Consider the following 17,307-nt stretch of genomic DNA (forward strand, 5'->3'; position numbering starts at 1 on the left):
ACCATGTTGTATATCCAACAAGCTTGAGCAAAACCATCTGGAGGCTGGCAATGGAAATCCTGATCCTCGGTCTTGTGTTGTTTCTTGTCCCGCATTTCGTTCCGGTGTTCAATCGATTGCATTTGGGGCTGAAGCAAAGCGTTGGCGAAAAGCCTTTTAAGCTGGCTTTTTCGTTGCTTTCCGTACTGGGCCTGGTGCTGATCGTTGTTGGCTATGCCCGCGCGCCCGCCCAGCCGCAACTGTTTGCGCCATCGGCGCTGGCGATCCGGTTCGCGCCGCTGGTGATGCTGGTGAGCTTCGTGCTGCTGGCGGCGGCCAATATGCGCACCCGCATCCGCCTTGCCGTGCGCCATCCGATGCTGATCGGCGTGATCCTGTGGTCACTGGTCCACCTGCTGGCCAATGGCTCTGCCCGCGCCACCGTGCTGTTTGGCGCCTTCCTTGCGTGGGCGCTGATCGATCTGGTGTCGAGCATTCGCCGCCATGCGGTCAAGCAATTCGTCCCGTCCGGCCGGCAGGACCTGGGCGCGCTGGTTGCCGGCATCGTGCTGGCGCTCATCGTGATGGCCTTCCATCGCCAGCTGTTCGGCGTGGCGGTCGTGCCGTGGGGCCGGTAGCACAGCGGCTGGGTTGGCGCAACAACAAATGATGGATTGCCGATCATTTTTGGGTTACAATCTTGGGCTTTCCCTTCCCGCACTCGTCTTGACGCCGAGGCGGGCATTTGTTTAAACGTCCTTAAGGAGTGTTTCATGCGTCATTATGAAATCGTATTCATCGTCCACCCGGACCAGAGCGAGCAGGTCCCGGCGATGATCGAACGTTACAAGACCACGGTCACGACCCGTGGCGGTAACATTCACCGCGTCGAAGATTGGGGCCGCCGCCAGATGGCTTACCCGATCCAGAAGCTGCCGAAGGCACACTACATCTGCATGAACATTGAGTGCGACAACGAGACCTTGGTCGAGCTGGAAACCGCATTCAAATTCAATGATGCCGTGCTGCGTCACCTGACCGTTAAGATGAAGAAGGCTGAAACCGCGCCGTCGCCGATGATGAAATCGGTCCAGCGTGAAGACGCAGCCAAGAGCCACCGCGCTGAAGCCGCCGCTGCTGCCGCTCCGGCCGCCGCTGCCTGAGTTCTTCGCTAAGGAATACCGGGCTCGCAGCCTGTCACGCAGTGAACCAGTTTGAAGTCGTCGCCAGCATCATCGAGCGCGACATCCTGCGTTTTTCCCCGGCCGGCGTGCCGATCGTGTCAGCCATCCTGGCGCACGGGTCGCAGCAGGTCGAGGCGGGAGTGACAAGGCAGGTCGAGTTTGAAATCACCGCGCTGGCCGCGGGTGAGATCGCAGGACGGTTTGCCAGCGCCGAATTGGGCGCCGCGCACCGGTTCACGGGATTTCTGGCCAGGAAGAACCGCAACAGCAAAGCCCTGGTGTTTCACATCATTGATTTCAGTGCCGCCGCGTAAAGCCGGCACATTTTAGATACAGGAGCCTCAAAATGGCATTCGGTAAAAAGTTCGACAAAAACAAAGCTAAGCTCAAAGAGAAGCGCAAACAGCAGAACCCGCTGTTCAAGCGCAAGAAATTCTGCCGCTTCACCGCCGCTGGCGTTGAGCAGGTCGACTACAAAGACGTCGACACCCTGAAAGACTTCATCCAGGAAAACGGCAAGATCATGCCGGCACGCCTGACCGGCACCAAGGCGCACTACCAGCGCCAGGTTGACACCGCCATCAAGCGCGCACGCTATCTGGCGCTGCTGCCGTACACCGACCTGCACCACGCCTAATCGTCGGTTGACGACAAGCACAGTCAGAACATCTGGAGAAAATAAATGCAAGTCATTCTGCTCGAAAAAGTAGTCAACGTCGGCAACCTCGGCGACGTGGTCAAAGTCAAGGATGGTTACGCACGTAACTTCCTGATCCCGCAAAAGATGGCTCGTCGCGCCACCCAGGCCGCCGTGGCCGAGTTCGAAGTCAAGCGCGCTGAACTGGAAAAGGCCGCAGCCGAGAAGCTGGGCGCTGCCCAGGCACAAGGCGAAAAGCTGAACGGCATGACCGTCACCATCGCCCAGAAGGCTGGCGTCGATGGCCGTCTGTTCGGTTCCGTGACCAACTTCGACATCGCCGAAGCCCTGACCAAGCAAGGTTTCGCCGTCGAGAAGGCGCAAGTGCGCATGCCGACCGGCCCGCTCAAGACCGTTGGCGAGCACCCGGTTGCGGTTGCCCTGCACACCGACGTGGTGGTCGACGTGACCATCGCCGTGGTTGGCGAAGCAGCGTAATTACACAAACTCGCGCCATTTGGCTCGAAAAAGCCGGGTTCGCCCGGCTTTTTTATTCCTGAAAATTTCCCGCTCAATACGGCAGGCGGAATTTATGCAGGTATAATGCCGCCCATGAACTCCCCCGCCGATCCGCAAGTCGACTCCCTGCGAATCCCGCCGCACTCCATCGAAGCAGAACAGTCCGTCATTGGCGGCCTGCTGCGCGATAATGCGGCGTGGGACCGCATTGCCGACTTCATGCACGCGGACGATTTTTACCGCTACGACCACCGGATCATCTTCGAACAGATGGTCCGCCTGATCAACGCCGGCAAGCCTGCCGACGTGATCACCGTCTACGAGGCCTGCAACCTGCTTGGCAAAGCCGAGGAAGTGGGCGGCCTGGCCTACCTGAACGCGATGGCGCAGAACACGCCGTCGGCAGCCAACATCCGGCGTTACGCCGAAATCGTGCGCGACCGCGGCGTGCTGCGCAAGCTCATCACCGTCGCCGACGAAGTGTCGGGCAAGGCCTTCAACCCGCAAGGCGCCGAGGTCAAGCAGATCCTCGACGAAGCCGAATCCAGGATCTTTGCGATCGCCGAGCAGGGCGCGCGCGGCGCTTCCGGCTGGGTGCCGGTGCAGCCGCTGCTGACCCAAGTGGTCGAGCGCATCGATGAACTGTACTCGCGCGAGAACCAGGGCGAGATCACGGGCGTGCCGACCGGCTTCATCGACCTGGACCGCATGACCTCCGGCCTGCAGCCGGGCGACCTGGTGATCGTCGCCGGCCGTCCGTCGATGGGCAAGACCGCGTTCTCGGTCAACATCGGCGAGAACGTCGCGATCGAAGCCGGCCTGCCGGTGGCCGTGTTCTCGATGGAGATGGGCGGCGCCCAGCTTGCGATGCGTATGCTCGGTTCGGTCGGCCAGCTCGACCAGCACCGCCTGCGTACCGGCCGCCTGAACGACGAAGACTGGCCGCGCCTGACGCACGCGATCCAGAAAATGAACGACGCCCAGCTCTACATCGACGAGACGCCGGCGCTCAACCCGATCGAGATGCGCGCCCGCGCACGGCGCCTGGCGCGCCAGTGCGGCAAGCTCGGACTGATCATCGTCGACTACCTGCAGCTGATGCAGGGCAGCCAGCCGGGCGACAACCGCGCCGCCGAGATCTCCGAGATTTCGCGCTCGCTCAAGGGCCTGGCCAAGGAGCTGCATTGCCCGGTCATCGCGCTGTCGCAGCTGAACCGCTCGCTCGAACAGCGCCCCAATAAACGGCCTGTCATGTCCGACCTGCGCGAATCCGGCGCTATCGAGCAGGACGCCGACGTTATCATCTTCCTTTACCGAGACGAGGTCTACAACCCCGACTCGCCGGACAAGGGAACCGCCGAGATCATCATTGGTAAGCAGCGTAACGGCCCGATCGGGGCAGTGCGCCTGACCTGGATGGGGATGTACACCAAATTCGGCAATTACAGCGGCAACCTCGCCATCTACCAGGGCGACTAAGCCGATATTGGCCGCGTGCGGCAGCCGCGGCTTGAAGTTCCAAGAGATTTACGAACGGAGAACAACATGTTTGGACGCCTGATGCCCACCGAGGGCAAATTTTTTGACCTATTCAACCAGCATGCGGCGCTGTGCGTCAAAGGCGCGCAAGAGATGGTTGGCCTGATGACCAACTTCGACGACCTGGAGAACCGCACCCACGCTGTTGAGAGCGTCGAAAAGCAGGCGGACAAGATCACCTACGCATGCGTGGACCTGCTGCACAAGACCTTCATCACCCCGATCGACCGTGACGACATCCACAAGCTGATCACGCGCATGGACGACATCCTGGACATGATGGAAGACGCGGCGCAGACCATCTCGCTGTACGACCTGCACGCCGTCACGCCGGAAGCCAAGCGCCTGTCGGAACTGTGCCTGGCCTGCTGCGAAAAGGTGCAGGCCGCGGTTGGCCTCTTGAACAACATGGATAACGCGCAGAAGATCGTCTCCATCTGCGAAGAGATCGACCGGCTGGAATCGGACGCCGACCACGTGATGCGCGCCGCGATGTCCAAGCTGTTCCGCGACGAGCCGGACGTGCGCAACCTGATCAAGATGAAGGCGATCTACGAGATTCTCGAGACCGTCACCGACCGCTGCGAAGACGTAGCGAACATCATTGAAGGCATCATCGTAGAAAACGCATAAGCCCGGCGAAAAGAACAAGAATGGAACCAATCCAACTGAGCATCTACGTGCTCGCGCTGCTGGTCGGCCTGGCGCTTATTTTCGACTTCATGAACGGATTTCACGACGCCGCCAACGCGATTGCGACGGTGGTGTCGACCGGGGTGCTCAAGCCCCAGACCGCGGTCGCCATGTCCGCACTGTTTAACTTCGTCGCCATCTTCACGGTCGGCCTGCACGTCGCGGCCACGGTCGGCAAGGGCACGGTCGACCCGCACGTGGTCGACCACTACGTCGTGTTCGGGGCGCTGGTGGGCGCCATCATCTGGAATATCGTCACCTGGTACTACGGCATTCCGTCGTCGTCGTCGCACGCACTGATCGGCGGCCTGGTTGGCGCGGCCGTGGCCAAGGCGGGCACCGGCGCGCTGGTCGCCGAAGGCCTGATCAAGACCGTCGCCTTCATCGTGATTTCGCCGCTGATGGGCTTTGTCCTGGGTTCGGTGGTCATGCTGATCGTTTCGTGGATCTTCGTCCGATCGACACCGCGCAAGATCGACACCTGGTTCCGCCGCCTGCAGCTGGTCTCGGCCGCGGCATACAGCCTGGGCCATGGCGGCAACGACGCGCAGAAAACCATCGGCATCATCTGGATGCTGCTGATCGTGGCCGGCATCTCCAAGACGGGCGACGCGGCGCCGCCGATGTGGGTGATCATCTCCTGCTACACCGCGATCAGCCTGGGTACGTTGTTCGGCGGCTGGCGCATCGTCAAGACCATGGGCCAGAAGATCACCAAGTTGAAACCGGTCGGCGGCTTCTGCGCGGAGGCGGGTGGCGCCATCACGCTGTTCACGGCGACGGCGGCGGGCATTCCGGTCTCGACCACGCACACCATCACCGGCGCGATTGTCGGCGTGGGCGCGGCGCAGAAAGCATCGGCGGTGCGCTGGGGCGTAGCGGGCAACATCGTCTGGGCCTGGATCTTCACCATTCCGGCATCGGCCTTCATGGCGGCGATCGCGTGGTGGATCGGCAAGCAACTGCTCTAACCACTAGGGTCAGACCCTAATTTTCGGGCAATTAACTGCCCAAATTCAAATATGGGGTCAGACCCTAATTGTTGTGCAACAGGCTGCTCAGCAATTAGGGTCTGACCCCATTTTTTCCGTGTGGTGGATCGGCAAGCAACTGCTTTAACCTCTGGGGTCAGACCCTAATTTTCGGGCAATTAACTGCCTAAAATAAAATGTGGGGTCAGACCCTAATTGTTGTGCAATAGATTGCTCAGCAATTAGGGTCTGACCCCATTTTTTACAGCTGGACTTCGAGGCCTTCGTAGGCAAGGATGACTTCGAGTTCGCCCAGCTGGCCACGGTGACGCGCGAGCGCGTCGGCGAATACGGCCTCGAGCTCGTCGTCGCTGCGGGTGGGTTCGTGGTGGGTACAGTACAGGCGCTTGGCGCCTACCCGCACGGCCATCGCGAGCGCCTCGTCGAAGGTGCCGTGTCCCCAGCCGCGCTTGGCCGGGTATTCTCCACGGGTGTATGAGCAATCGGCAATCAGCGCGTCCACCCCTGCAATCGCGGCGTCGATCGCGTCGCGTTGTGCGGCGAGCTCCTGGTCGCACAGCGCATGTCGTTCGTCGTCCTCTCGATATGGGTTGAACCAGTGCTCGTGGTCGCCCGTGAAGAACAGCGATTTGCCGTTGCAGTTGATGCGGTAGCCGAGGTTGGTGACAGGGTGGTTCATGACGACGTTGTCAACCCGGGCGTCTCCCACCGCGACCGGCTTCCCGTATTCGAGGGTCTGGTACTCGACGGTGGCGGCCATCTGGCTTTCGCTGACCGGGAAGTAGCTGCTTTGCAGTTGGACGCCCATCACGTGTTCGATGCCATCGCCGGTGTCCGGGTTGCACGCGCCGTGCATGCGCACTCGGCTGCCTTTGATGAACAGCGGGGCGAAGAAGGGCAGGCCATGGATGTGATCCCAGTGGCTGTGGGTGATGAAGATGTTGGCGTCAACAGGCTGGCCGCGCTTGAGCAGGTCTTGCGCCAGCGCGAAGATGCCGGTGCCGCCGTCGAGGATGATCAGGGTGCCGTCGTCCGTGCGTACTTCGATGCAAGTCGTGTTGCCACCGTAGCGCATGGTGCGCGGACCGGGGGACGGAATTGACCCTCGTACTCCCCAGAAACGGAATTTCATGCAGTCCCCTTGCCTTTTATTATCGTTTTATTTTGAACAATCGATGATAGCGGTTTTGTGTCCGTCTGGCACAGGAAGTTGTATTTTCACACAGCCTGATGCTGAGGCGAGTGCATTCCGCGTGAATTTTCACGGCAGGGCCGGCCCCTGATCGGGGCGAGTGGAAATAGAAAAGCCTGTGGCCCGCCAAGGCGCACAGGCTTTCCTAGGGTGTAATACGTTAATTTACAGCACGTCGCTCGCGTGGTCGGCCAGGCGCGAACGTTCGCCGCGCGCCAGTGTCACGTGGCCGCTGTGGCTCCAGCCCTTGAAGCGGTCGACCACATAGGTCAGGCCACTCGAGCCTTCGGTCAGGTAGGGGGTGTCGATCTGCGCGATGTTGCCAAGGCAGAGGATCTTGGTCCCCGGACCGGCGCGGGTGACCAGCGTCTTCATCTGCTTGGGCGTCAGGTTCTGCGCCTCGTCGATGATCAGGAATTTGTTGACGAAGGTGCGGCCGCGCATGAAGTTGAGCGACTTGATCTTGATCCGCGACCGGATCAGGTCCTGGGTGGCGGCGCGCCCCCAGTCGCCGGCATCGCTGTCGGATTTGTTGAGCACTTCGAGGTTGTCGTCGAACGCGCCCATCCATGGCGACATCTTTTCTTCTTCGGTTCCCGGCAAGAAGCCGATGTCCTCGCCGACCGGCACGGTGACGCGGGTGACGATGATTTCGTTGTAGAGCTTGGTCTCCAGCACCTGCGCCAGGCCCGCCGCCAGCGCGAGCAGGGTCTTGCCGGTGCCGGCCTGGCCGAGCAGGGTGACGAAGTCGACGTCCGGATTCATCAGGAGGTTCAGCGCGAAGTTCTGTTCCCGGTTGCGCGCCGTGATGCCCCAGACGTTGTTCTTGTGGTGGCTGTAATCGCGCAGGGTCTGGAACACGGCGGTCTTGCCGTTGATCTGCTTGACCTGGCCGTAGAACGCGGCCTCGCCGTTTTTCGGCTCAAGGTACACGAACTGGTTGACCAGCAGGCTGGGGATGAACGGCCCGGTGACCCGGTAGTAGGTGCTGGTGTAGTTGTTTCTGGTTTCTTGCCACGACTCCATGTCCTTGCCGTGCTTGTTCCAGAAGTCTTCCGGCAGCTGGACGATGCCGGAGTACAGCAGGTCGGTGTCTTCCAGCACATGGTCGTTGAAGTAGTCTTCCGCCGGCAGGCCCAGCGCGCGCGCCTTGATGCGCATGTTGATGTCTTTGGACACCAGCACGATCGCGCGGCCGGGCTTGTCGCCTTCCAGCGCCTGCACCACGCCGAGGATCTGGTTGTCGGCTTTGCCCATCGGCAAACCTTCGGGCAGGGATACGCCGTTCAACTTGGTCTGGAAGAACAGCCGCCCCTTGGCATCCTTGTTGCCGAGTTTGCTCAGCGCAATGCCGGATTCGATCGCGTCGTCGTCCACGTTGGCAATCAGCGCGTCGAGCGTGCGCGAGACCTGGCGCGCATTGCGTGCCACTTCCGACATGCCTTTCTTGTGGTTGTCGAGTTCCTCGAGCGTCATCATCGGCAGGTAGACGTCGTGTTCTTCGAAGCGGAACAGGCAGGTCGGGTCGTGCATCAAAACATTGGTGTCGAGCACGAAGACCTTGGCCGCGCCGGCCTTGTCGGCCTTGCGGCTGGTCGAGGACTTGACGTTGATCTCGACCGGCTTGTGCTTGGCCGGATGGGGCCGTTCGATGTCGGCTTCTTTCAGCTTGGCACGCACGCTGTCCTTGCCTGCCGGGGCGGATCCTGGCGCAGAAACCGGCTCAAGGCCGGGCGCGGGGGCGGCGGCGAGCAGGGCCGCCTTGCTCTTGCGCGCTTTGGTCTTCGGCGCGGGCACCGCTTCGCCGCTGATCAGGTCTTCGACCGCATCATTGCCGGCTTTGGCCGACGCAACGGCGCGCACCGGTTTGCCCGGTTCAGCCTTGGGGTAATCGTTCACCGGCAAGATCGTGGCCGGTTTGGTGGGCATTTTTGGCAATGGCATCAGGTTCTCAATCTATAAAAAAGTCATGGGACGCGCAGGGGCCTGCGCCGGGTGGCGCGGGTGCCGGGCGGGATCGATGCTACCTGGGGAGTATGGCGAAAACGCGGGCCAGGACCGGAATGTGGCCGGCCTGGCCGCAGCCAGATTGGAATGATGCAGCAGGGTAAAGCTTCGACTCAAAATGGATGGTTCTATCCAGCAGGTTGATCGACTGGGAGCCGTCCGTTTTTCAGGGCTGGCTCTTCACAAATTCCAGCACTTCATCGACGTGATCGCTAACTTTCACGCCACGCCATTCTTTCACTATTCGACCGTCAGCGTCAAATACAAACGTGCTGCGCTCCACACCGCGCACCTTTTTGCCATACATGTTTTTCATCTTCATGACGTCGAACTGGTTGCAGACGGTTTCGTCGGGATCGGAGATCAGTTCGAACGGCAGGCCGAGTTTGGCCTTGAAGTTTTCGTGCGACTTGAGCGAATCGCGGGAGACGCCATAGATCGCGGTGTTGACCGTCTCGAATTCCGGATAGCGGTCGCGAAATGCGATCGCCTCGGTCGTGCAGCCCGGGGTATTGTCCTTCGGGTAGAAGTACACGACGGTGTACTTGGCCGGGCGGCCGAACAGTTCGAAGGTCTGGTCGCCGGTCATCGGCGCCGTAAAATTGGCGAATTTCGCGTTGGCGGTGGGGGATGCGGATGGGCTCTCGGCCACGGGTTTCTCCTGGTTTTGGGTCACGCCGGTCTCGAGCCCGGCGTTACAAACTGGTATCGAGGACAATCAGCTCGCCTGACCGGCCGGGCACTTCGCCCCAACGGATCGGGAATTCGGGCAGCGCGACATCCCTAATCTTCTCATAATAGTCCGCCATTGAGGCAAGCTGGTAACCTTGGGCTTTCCAGCCTGTCAATAACTGTTCGAATATGGGGGCGAGCTTTTGCCCTTCAAGCTCGGCATGCAGGGTGTAGACGTGGTCGCGTTTTTCGGCGCTTGTCAGCTGCAGCAGGTGTTCGGCGATGTTGCCGGTATCGATCGTCTTGCCGTCCACCTCGCGCCCGAGCAATTCGTCGAGCGTGGGCAGGGTGGTGGGCATCTGGATGTGCTGGTAGCCCTGCAGGCGGTAAGGGCCGGCGTTGCGATCGAGCAGGGCGCCCTGGTCGGTGAGCTGGGCCCGTCCGTCCGAGGCGTAGCGGTAGCCCGCGGCGTCGTGCCGCGCAAAGGCGTGCGCGTTCATCTGCCAGCCGGCCGCGCCGTGGGTGGGGGCCGCTTCGCCGAACAGTTCGCTGAAGCGTTGCTCGGCCTGTTCCATCAGGCGCGCGGTCCAGGCGTGGTCGCGCTTGCCCACGTTGTCCTGCCACAGCACGTGGTCCCAGGTGTGGATGCCGCATTCGAAGCCGGCGCGCCTGGCCGCGACGATCTCGGCCGCGGCCTTGGCGCCGATGTCCGGCCCCGGCAGCAGCGTGCCGTACATCAGGGTCTTGAAGCCGTAGTGCTCGACCACCGAAGTGCGCGAGACTTTCTGGAAGAAGCCGGGGCGCAGCGCGCGGCGCAGCGCCCAGCCGGTGTGGTCGGGCCCGAGCGAGAACAGGAAGGTGGCCCCGGCATCGTGCCTGCCCAGCATGCGCACGAGGTTGGGGACGCCTTCCCGGGTTCCGCGATAGGTGTCGACGTCGATCTTAAGGACGAGCAGTGGACGCAAGTCTTAGTCCATCAGTGCTTTGGCTTCGGTAACCTGGCTGCGGTAGGCGTCGAAGATGCCGCGCAGCGCGTCGGCCATCGTGGTCTTCGGCGACCAGCCCAGTTCCTCGCAGGTGTTGGTGATCTTCGGCACGCGGTTCTGCACGTCCTGGTAGCCCTGGCCGTAGTAGGCGCCCGAAGTGGTCTCGGTGATGGTGACCTTTTTCGCGCCGTCGGCGTATTCTGGGTACTCGGCAGCCAGGTCGAGCATCATCGATGCCAGTTCGCGGATTGAGTAGTTGTTGGTCGGGTTGCCGATGTTGTAGATCTTGCCTGATGCCGCGCCGTTCTTGTTCTCGATGATTTTCATCAGTGCGTCGATGCCGTCGTCGATGTAGGTGAAGGCGCGCTTCTGGTAGCCGCCGTCGACCAGCGAAATTGATTCGCCGCGCACGATGTGGCCGAAGAACTGGGTCACCACGCGCGAGGAGCCTTCCTTGGGCGTGTGGATCGAGTCCAGGCCGGCGCCGATCCAGTTAAATGGACGGAACAGGGTGAAGTTCAGGCCTTCCATGCCGTAGCCCCAGATCACGCGGTCCATCAGCTGCTTGGCGCACGAGTAGATCCAGCGCGGCTTGTTGATCGGGCCGCAGATCAGTTCCGAGTTCTCCGGGTCGAATTCCTCGTCGTGGCACATGCCGTAGACTTCCGAGGTTGACGGGAACACCAGGTGCTTGCCGTACTTGGCGGCCGAGCGCACGATCGGCAGGTTGGCTTCGAAGTCCAGTTCGAACACGCGCAGCGGCTGCTTGACGTAGGTCGACGGGGTGGCGATCGCCACCAGCGGCAGGATCACGTCGCACTTCTTGACGTGGTACTCGACCCATTCCTTGTTGATCGTGATGTCACCCTCGAAGTAGTGCATGCGCGACTTGTATTCCGGGTTCGCGAGCAGGTCTTCGATGCGGTCGGCCTGCATGTCCATGCCGTACACGTGCCAGTCGGTCGTCTCGAGAATGCGCTTGGAGAGGTGGTGGCCGATGAAGCCGTTTACGCCGAGGATGAGGACTTTTTTCATAAATGATCTCTTTCAGGAATTCGTTACTCGCCACTGGCGGAAAGGTTGGCTTTCAGTTCGGCCGCGCTGATGGGCAGGCCGTCGGCCAGCAGGCTGTGGATCGCGAGCGCGCCGCCGTCGCCGCAAACGCCAAAGATGCCATTATCTACCACGGCTAAGCCCGGTGGCAAACTTGGGAGCGGGTCCTTGTATAGTCTTGCACGTTCGATAACATAGCGACGCCCATTGATGTCGGTAAACGCGCCGGGGTAGGGTGGGGCGACGGCGCGGTGCAGGTTGTAGACCTGCGCGGCCGGTTGCGACCAGTCGATGCGGCCGTCCTCGGGCTTGCGGCCGCCGAAGTAGCCGCCCTGGCTGAGGTCGTTCAGGGTGCGCGGCGCGCTCCCGGCCAGCAAGCTCGGCAGGATGTTCCACAGCGTTTGCTCGGCGGCCACGGTGACTTTGCCGAATACCTCGTGCGCGGTGTCGTCCGGCAGGATCGGCACCGCAGTCTGGGCGACGATGGCGCCGGCGTCGGGCTTGACGGTCATTTCGTGCAGGGTGGCGCCGGTTTCCGTGGCGCCGTGCAGCACCGCCCAGTTGACCGGCGCGCGGCCGCGAAATTGCGGCAGCAGCGAACCGTGCATGTTGTAGGCCGGGGCGATCGCGAGGATGCTCTCGGGCAGCATGTGGCGGTAGTAGAAGCTGAAGATCAGGTCGGGCTTGGCGGCCGCGATCTGCGCGCGCAACTCGTCGTCCCTGGCGTGCTCGGGAGTGATGAAGGGAACGCCTTCGGTCTGGCACAGCGAAATGACTGATTCGAACCAGATGTTTTCGCTGGTGCTGTCCTGGTGGGTGACCACCAGGGCGACGTCGACGCCGCCGGCCAGCAGTACTTTCAGGCAGCGCACGCCGACGTTGTGGTACGCGAATACGACTGCGCGTTGTTTAGCTTGCATAAATTAGTTAGCCCCAAAACCGTCGTTCCCGCGCAGGCGCCGCGCAGGCGCGGCCCCATAGGCAGCGTGAAATGACGCTCAGTATGGGTTCCCGCCGGGCTGCCGCCGAGGCCGGGAACGACGTGCTAATTGAAGTGGTACTGGAAGCGCTTTTAGCGCACCACCTGCCGCTTCTCGATCGTGACGCCGGCCGGCACCTCTTCGGTTTCCTTGCCCGGCATCCCCTGCAGGATGGTTTGCACCACGTAGCGCGGCCGCGCGCGGACCTGCTGGTAGATCCGGCCGACATATTCGCCAACCAGCCCAATGCCGAACAGGATCACACCCATGAAGAAGAACGCGATCGCGAACAGCGTGAAGACGCCTTCCGCCTCCGCCCCGAACAGGAAGCGCCTTGCCAGCAGCAGCAGCACCAGCAGGGCCGAGCCGAACGACAGCATGATGCCCAGCATCGAGAACATTTGCAGCGGCACCAGCGAAAAGCCGGTCATCAGGTCGAAATTCAGGCGGATCAGGCTGTAGAGCGAATACTTCGATTCGCCGGCCGCGCGTTCCTCGTGCTCGACCACGATCTCGGCCGGCTTGCGGGCAAACTTGTACGCCAGCGCCGGCACGAAGGTGTTTACCTCGCCGCACTGGTTGACCAGGTCGATCACATTGCGGCCGTAGGCGCGCAGCATGTTTCCCTGGTCCGTGATGCGGATGTTGGTGATCCGCTCGCGCAGGCGGTTCATCATCTTGGACGCGACGGTGCGCCAGGCCGTGTCCTGCCGCTTGCGGCGGATGGAGCCGACGTAGTCGTAGCCTTCGCGCATCTTCTCGATCAGTTTGCCGATCTCTTCCGGCGGGTTCTGCAGGTCGGCGTCGAGGGTGACGACGATCTCGCCGCGGGTCTGCTCAAAGCCGGCCAGGATCGCCATGTGCTGGCCATAGTTGCCGTTGAATAGGACCACCCGGGTCACGTCAGGCCGCTGGCGGTATTGCTCGGCCAGCAGGGCGACTGAATTGTCGCGGCTGCCGTCGTTGACGAAAATGATTTCGTACGGCATCTGCAGCGCGTCGAGCGCCGGGTACAGGCGCGCGAACAAGGTGGCCAGCCCGGCTTCTTCGTTGTAGACGGGAATGACGACCGACAGCTCCGGTTTCATTGGGACGACTTTCATTGTGCCAGCACCGCCTTGACTGCCTCGACCGCGCGCTCGACATCCGCCTTGGTCATTGCATAGAACATGGGGAGGGTCACGGTCAGGCGGCCGATGCGTTCGGCGACCGGGAACATGCCTTCCTTAAAGCCGCGTTCGCGGTACATTGTGAACAGGTGGATCGGCGCGTAGTGGTAGCCAGTGCCGATATTGTGTTCCTTCTGCATGCGCGCCATGAACTCGGCGCGCGTGCCGGGACCGCGGTCCGGCAGGATAATCTGGAACAGGTGCCAGTTGCTGGTCTCGAACGCCTGCAGCGGCAACTGCGCGCCGGTCTGCGCCTCGAACTCCGGGCCGAAGCACTGGAAGTAGTGCTCGGCCAGTTGGCGCCGGTGCGCGTTGACATTCTCCAGGTTCTTCATCTGGCCCAGGCCGATCGCGGCCATGATGTCGCTCATGTTGTACTTGCCGCCCAGGACGTCGACGTCGATGCCGTCCAGGCCGCTGCGGGTAACGCCCTGCAGCCGGTATTTCTCGGCCAGGCGCGCTTCTTCCGCGTTGTTCAGGACCAAACAGCCGCCTTCGCCAGTGGTGATGTTCTTGTTCGCTTGAAAGCTGAACGAGGCGAAGTCGCCGAACGCGCCGATGCGCTTGCCTTTCCACATCGAGCCGATCGCCTGGGCCGCATCCTCGATCACGCGCAGCTTGTATTTGTCGGCGATCGCGTACAGGCGGTCCATGTCGACCGGCAAGCCCGACAGGTAGACCGGAATGATCGCGCGCGTAGCCGGGGTGATCGCCGCTTCCACCTTGTCCAGGTCGATGTTGCGGGTGACCGGATCGATATCCGCAAACACCGGGGTAGCTCCGACTTCGATGATCACGTTGCTGGTGGCGACCCACGAGATCGGGGTGGTGATCACCTCGTCGCCAGGGCCAATGCCGGCGATACGCAGCGCGATTTCCATCGTGCAGGTGCCAGAGTTGAAGGTGCGCACCGGGCGCCCCCCGAAGTAATCGGACAGCAGTGCCTCGAACGCCTGGTTCTGCGGGCCGGTCGTCACCCAGCCCGAGCGCAGGACAGCGCCGACGGCCGCGATGGTGTCCTCGTCGATGGTGGGACGGGAGAACGGCAGGAATGGCACCTCAGCAGTCATTTGTTTCTCGTGTTTTGTACGGTTTTAACATTGCTTGGCCGTGCATGGTATGCAGGCTGCGCGAAGGGGGCATTTTATCAGCGTATTGATCAGGAGCGCGCCAGCAAGGCGACGCCGACCATGATCACGCCGATGGCGAGCAGGCGCTGCGGCGAGATCGCTTCGCCCAGGAACATCCAGGCGCCGAGCGCGCCGACCACGTAGCCGAGCGAGAGCATCGGGTAGGCGACGGTCACGTCGGTGCGCGACAGGCCGATGATCCACACCACCAGCGAAATGCCGTAACAGGCCAGGCCCGCCATGATCGGCAGCTGGGTCGCGACCTTCAGGCCGGTGGCGAACCAGTTGTCCGCGGTGAGATGGATCGCGCCGCCGAGGCGATTGGTGCCGGCCTTGAGGCAAAGCTGGGCGACAGCGTTGAGCAGCACGCCACTGAGGATGAAGGCGAAAGTGGTCAGGTTCATGATTATTTTAGTAATTGGCGATGATGGTGCGGCGCGCGTCCTGCGCCACGACGCGTACCGGCAGCCCTTGCAGCTGCATCGAGGCGGCGACGTCGGCGGTCGTGATGGCGATCGCGTGTACGCCTTGTTGCGCCTCGCGCTGCCATTGTTCGAGGAAGGCGCCCATGGTCGGAATCGACAGCTGCGGCTGCTGCTGCAGGCCGAAGGTGAACTCGTCCCAGTAGTCGACCAGGGTTACCGGGCGCTGCAGGTAGAAGGTGAGCGACTGGTCGTAGTGGTCGACCGAATAGATTTTGGTCGCGGGCGTGACTTCCTTCTGGATCGCGGGCAGCAGGTTGGCGCCGGCGCGCACCTGCCCGATCGGTTCAAAACCCGCGAGCATCAGTTGGGTGGTGAAAAAGCCGGCTAGCGCGAGCGTCACCACCATCAGATCGCGCTGCATCTGGCGCGCGTACAGCAGCGCGAGCGCGCCGCCAACCAACGCCACGAAGCCGGCGGCCAGCACCCACGGCTGGTAGGCCGCGTACAGCGCGCCTTCGGCGGCATGCTTGGCGAGGCCGGGCGCGTAGGGCACCAGTGCCAACAGGAGCACGCCGAGCAGCATGGTCAGGCCCGCGGTGACCATCCTGCCGCGGCGGGTACCCAGCTCAAGGTAGTTCGCGACCAGGAGCGCCAGCGCCGGGAACACCGGCAGGATGTAGCCCGGCAGCTTGGAGCTCGACTTGGTGAAGAACAGGGTGATGAATACCACCCAGATCAGCAGCAGCAGACGCGGGCGGAAGGTGCCCGCTTCCCGTTTGGCGCCCAGCACCAGGCTCTGGAACAGCACGCCGATCCAGGGCACGATGCCCGCCGCCACCAGGGCAAAGAAGGTCCACCATGCCGCTTCGCGGTGGTGCTCCTTGAGCAGGAACCGGTCGAAGTGTTCGTGGATGAAGAAGAAGTGCGGCTGCTCCGGGTTCTTCAGCCCGACCAGCACGAACCACGGCGCGGCGATTACGGCGAACAGCAGCAGGCCTTTGCCCAGGTGCAGGCGGGTCCAGATCTTCCAGTCGCGCGCCAGCAGCGTGTAGAGCACCAGCACGCCGCCCGGCAGCACCAGCCCGATCAGGCCCTTGGCCAGCATCGCCAGCGCCATGCCGGCCCAGCACACCAGCATCCAGTTGCGGCGCTCACTCGCAGTCGCGTCGTCGCGCTGGGCGATGAGCAGCGCGCACAGCGCCACCGTCATCATCGCCGACAGGCTCATGTCCAGCGAGTTGATCTGGCTGCAGGCGACCCAGTAGAAGCAGGAGCCGAGCACCAGCGCGGCGTAAAAGCCGACGCGCTGGCCGAACACGCGCGCGCCGGCGTAACCGGTGAACAGCACGCCGAGGATGCCTGAGAGGCCGGTCCACAGGCGCGCCTGCCATTCGCCCAGGCCGAACGCGGCGAACGACAGCGCGTTCATCCAGGTCTGCAGCGGCGGCTTTTCGAAGTACTTGATCCCGTTTAAGCGGGTGGTGATCCAGTCGCCGGTGACAAACATCTCGCGCGCCATTTCGGCGTAGCGCCCTTCGTCGGGCGGCACCAGGGTGCGCACGCCCAGCACGAACAGCGAGGCGATGATGAAGGCAATGGCGAGGGACCAGAGGAGGGTGCGGTTGCGGTGCAGTTCGGTCATTGACCAGCCTCACCGCCTTCGATGATCAGCGCGAGCGTGACCTTGCGGCCTTCCCCCATCAGGATGTTGTAGGTGCGGCAGGCCGCATGGCTGTCCATGGCCTCCACGCCGACACGCAGCGCGGACAGGCTGGCGATCAGGCGCGGATGCACGAAGCGCTGGCGCGCGCCGGTGCCCAGCACCACCACGTCCGGCGTGTCCTTGGCGATTTCCTCGAAGTGGGCCGCGGTCAGGTCTTCGAAGCGCGTCACGTCCCAGCGGCGCGGCGCCACTTCGGGCATCACGATCAGGCTGTGGTCATAGCGGCGTGCGTTGATTTCGACGCCGCCGGCATCATAACCTGTCACGGTCTGGTATTGTTGAGTGCTGCTGGAATGAAGCTTCATCGTGTCTGGCACTAGTTGGCGGGGACAATTGGTTATTGTAACCCGTTTGGAAGCGGCCCGAGGGGCCGCGCCGGGGGCCGCGACACTAGCGGCAAGGTTGCTTAAATCGGGCGCTTTCGGCA

General features: G+C 62.3%; 19 protein-coding genes. 8 read left to right on the forward strand and 11 right to left on the reverse strand.

From position 1 onward, the window contains the following. The first annotated feature begins 50 nt into the window (after positions 1-50). The 8 genes from E4O92_RS06030 to E4O92_RS06065 all read left to right on the forward strand — a co-directional run bounded on the left by E4O92_RS06030 (position 51) and on the right by E4O92_RS06065 (position 5,522). Complete coding sequence (locus tag E4O92_RS06030) at positions 51-617, forward strand: NnrU family protein (RefSeq protein WP_135188855.1); 567 nt, start codon at positions 51-53, stop codon at positions 615-617. Between the two features lie 135 nt (positions 618-752). Then, the gene (gene rpsF / locus E4O92_RS06035; protein ID WP_135188856.1) at positions 753-1,142 is read left to right on the forward strand and encodes a 30S ribosomal protein S6; all 390 of its coding nucleotides are present in this window, start codon (positions 753-755) and stop codon (positions 1,140-1,142) included. Positions 1,143-1,183: 41 nt separating this feature from the next. Beyond that, complete coding sequence (priB, locus tag E4O92_RS06040) at positions 1,184-1,477, forward strand: primosomal replication protein N (protein ID WP_135188857.1); 294 nt, start codon at positions 1,184-1,186, stop codon at positions 1,475-1,477. Between the two features lie 32 nt (positions 1,478-1,509). After that, positions 1,510-1,800 (forward strand): 30S ribosomal protein S18, encoded by a 291-nt coding sequence (gene rpsR, locus E4O92_RS06045; protein WP_107143310.1) that lies wholly within the window; start codon positions 1,510-1,512, stop codon positions 1,798-1,800. Between the two features lie 45 nt (positions 1,801-1,845). After that, positions 1,846-2,298, forward strand: coding sequence for a 50S ribosomal protein L9 (rplI, locus tag E4O92_RS06050; protein ID WP_135188858.1), 453 nt, complete (start codon positions 1,846-1,848; stop codon positions 2,296-2,298). Between the two features lie 114 nt (positions 2,299-2,412). Then, positions 2,413-3,798 carry a replicative DNA helicase gene (locus E4O92_RS06055; RefSeq protein ID WP_135188859.1) on the forward strand — a complete coding sequence of 462 codons (1,386 nt, stop codon included), beginning with the start codon at positions 2,413-2,415 and terminating at the stop codon, positions 3,796-3,798. 66 nt (positions 3,799-3,864) lie between these two features. Next, on the forward strand, positions 3,865-4,491 hold the full coding sequence (locus E4O92_RS06060; protein ID WP_135188860.1) for a DUF47 domain-containing protein: 627 nt from the start codon (positions 3,865-3,867) through the stop codon (positions 4,489-4,491). Between the two features lie 20 nt (positions 4,492-4,511). Continuing rightward, positions 4,512-5,522 carry an inorganic phosphate transporter gene (locus E4O92_RS06065; protein WP_135188861.1) on the forward strand — a complete coding sequence of 337 codons (1,011 nt, stop codon included), beginning with the start codon at positions 4,512-4,514 and terminating at the stop codon, positions 5,520-5,522. A 262-nt stretch (positions 5,523-5,784) separates the two neighbouring features. On the opposite strand, the gene E4O92_RS06070 is transcribed toward E4O92_RS06065, so the two are convergent. The 11 genes from E4O92_RS06070 to E4O92_RS06120 all read right to left on the reverse strand — a co-directional run bounded on the left by E4O92_RS06070 (position 5,785) and on the right by E4O92_RS06120 (position 17,185). Further along, complete coding sequence (locus E4O92_RS06070; protein WP_135188862.1) at positions 5,785-6,675, reverse strand: MBL fold metallo-hydrolase; 891 nt, start codon at positions 6,673-6,675, stop codon at positions 5,785-5,787. 225 nt (positions 6,676-6,900) lie between these two features. Next, entirely contained in the window at positions 6,901-8,679 is a 1,779-nt protein-coding gene (locus E4O92_RS06075; protein WP_135188863.1) for a PhoH family protein, read from the reverse strand. A 229-nt stretch (positions 8,680-8,908) separates the two neighbouring features. Then, positions 8,909-9,394, reverse strand: coding sequence for a peroxiredoxin (locus tag E4O92_RS06080; protein ID WP_135188951.1), 486 nt, complete (start codon positions 9,392-9,394; stop codon positions 8,909-8,911). Positions 9,395-9,437: 43 nt separating this feature from the next. After that, positions 9,438-10,379 (reverse strand): polysaccharide deacetylase family protein, encoded by a 942-nt coding sequence (locus tag E4O92_RS06085; protein WP_135188864.1) that lies wholly within the window; start codon positions 10,377-10,379, stop codon positions 9,438-9,440. Positions 10,380-10,382: 3 nt separating this feature from the next. Then, positions 10,383-11,435: a bifunctional UDP-4-keto-pentose/UDP-xylose synthase gene (locus E4O92_RS06090; protein ID WP_135188865.1), complete on the reverse strand. Its 1,053-nt coding sequence runs from the start codon at positions 11,433-11,435 to the stop codon at positions 10,383-10,385. 23 nt (positions 11,436-11,458) lie between these two features. Then, positions 11,459-12,373, reverse strand: a complete 915-nt coding sequence (locus E4O92_RS06095; protein ID WP_135188866.1) for a formyltransferase — start codon at positions 12,371-12,373, stop codon at positions 11,459-11,461. Positions 12,374-12,525: 152 nt separating this feature from the next. Beyond that, positions 12,526-13,521, reverse strand: a complete 996-nt coding sequence (locus E4O92_RS06100; protein ID WP_135188952.1) for a glycosyltransferase — start codon at positions 13,519-13,521, stop codon at positions 12,526-12,528. Between the two features lie 11 nt (positions 13,522-13,532). Continuing rightward, positions 13,533-14,672, reverse strand: a complete 1,140-nt coding sequence (locus E4O92_RS06105; RefSeq protein ID WP_135188867.1) for a DegT/DnrJ/EryC1/StrS family aminotransferase — start codon at positions 14,670-14,672, stop codon at positions 13,533-13,535. Between the two features lie 89 nt (positions 14,673-14,761). Beyond that, positions 14,762-15,136, reverse strand: coding sequence for a DMT family transporter (locus E4O92_RS06110; RefSeq protein ID WP_135188868.1), 375 nt, complete (start codon positions 15,134-15,136; stop codon positions 14,762-14,764). A gap of 7 nt (positions 15,137-15,143) precedes the next feature. After that, positions 15,144-16,799, reverse strand: coding sequence for a glycosyltransferase family 39 protein (locus E4O92_RS06115; protein WP_135188869.1), 1,656 nt, complete (start codon positions 16,797-16,799; stop codon positions 15,144-15,146). Next, complete coding sequence (locus E4O92_RS06120; RefSeq protein WP_135188870.1) at positions 16,796-17,185, reverse strand: Mth938-like domain-containing protein; 390 nt, start codon at positions 17,183-17,185, stop codon at positions 16,796-16,798. The genes E4O92_RS06115 and E4O92_RS06120 overlap by 4 nt, the downstream gene beginning before the upstream one ends. Positions 17,186-17,307 lie beyond the last annotated feature (122 nt).

The sequence above is a fragment of the Massilia horti genome, assembly GCF_004614195.1.
GTDB classification, from domain to species: domain Bacteria; phylum Pseudomonadota; class Gammaproteobacteria; order Burkholderiales; family Burkholderiaceae_D; genus Telluria; species Telluria horti.

Coding starts and splice junctions, on each gene's coding strand:
- E4O92_RS06030 (WP_135188855.1), top strand. CDS start 51: ATGGAAATCCTGATCCTCGGTCTTGTGTTGTTTCTTGTCCCGCATTTC.
- rpsF (WP_135188856.1), top strand. CDS start 753: ATGCGTCATTATGAAATCGTATTCATCGTCCACCCGGACCAGAGCGAG.
- rpsR (WP_107143310.1), top strand. CDS start 1,510: ATGGCATTCGGTAAAAAGTTCGACAAAAACAAAGCTAAGCTCAAAGAG.
- rplI (WP_135188858.1), top strand. CDS start 1,846: ATGCAAGTCATTCTGCTCGAAAAAGTAGTCAACGTCGGCAACCTCGGC.
- E4O92_RS06055 (WP_135188859.1), top strand. CDS start 2,413: ATGAACTCCCCCGCCGATCCGCAAGTCGACTCCCTGCGAATCCCGCCG.
- E4O92_RS06060 (WP_135188860.1), top strand. CDS start 3,865: ATGTTTGGACGCCTGATGCCCACCGAGGGCAAATTTTTTGACCTATTC.
- E4O92_RS06065 (WP_135188861.1), top strand. CDS start 4,512: ATGGAACCAATCCAACTGAGCATCTACGTGCTCGCGCTGCTGGTCGGC.
- E4O92_RS06070 (WP_135188862.1), bottom strand. CDS start 6,675: ATGAAATTCCGTTTCTGGGGAGTACGAGGGTCAATTCCGTCCCCCGGT.
- E4O92_RS06075 (WP_135188863.1), bottom strand. CDS start 8,679: ATGCCATTGCCAAAAATGCCCACCAAACCGGCCACGATCTTGCCGGTG.
- E4O92_RS06090 (WP_135188865.1), bottom strand. CDS start 11,435: ATGAAAAAAGTCCTCATCCTCGGCGTAAACGGCTTCATCGGCCACCAC.
- E4O92_RS06095 (WP_135188866.1), bottom strand. CDS start 12,373: ATGCAAGCTAAACAACGCGCAGTCGTATTCGCGTACCACAACGTCGGC.
- E4O92_RS06100 (WP_135188952.1), bottom strand. CDS start 13,521: ATGAAACCGGAGCTGTCGGTCGTCATTCCCGTCTACAACGAAGAAGCC.
- E4O92_RS06105 (WP_135188867.1), bottom strand. CDS start 14,672: ATGACTGCTGAGGTGCCATTCCTGCCGTTCTCCCGTCCCACCATCGAC.
- E4O92_RS06110 (WP_135188868.1), bottom strand. CDS start 15,136: ATGAACCTGACCACTTTCGCCTTCATCCTCAGTGGCGTGCTGCTCAAC.
- E4O92_RS06115 (WP_135188869.1), bottom strand. CDS start 16,799: ATGACCGAACTGCACCGCAACCGCACCCTCCTCTGGTCCCTCGCCATT.
- E4O92_RS06120 (WP_135188870.1), bottom strand. CDS start 17,185: ATGAAGCTTCATTCCAGCAGCACTCAACAATACCAGACCGTGACAGGT.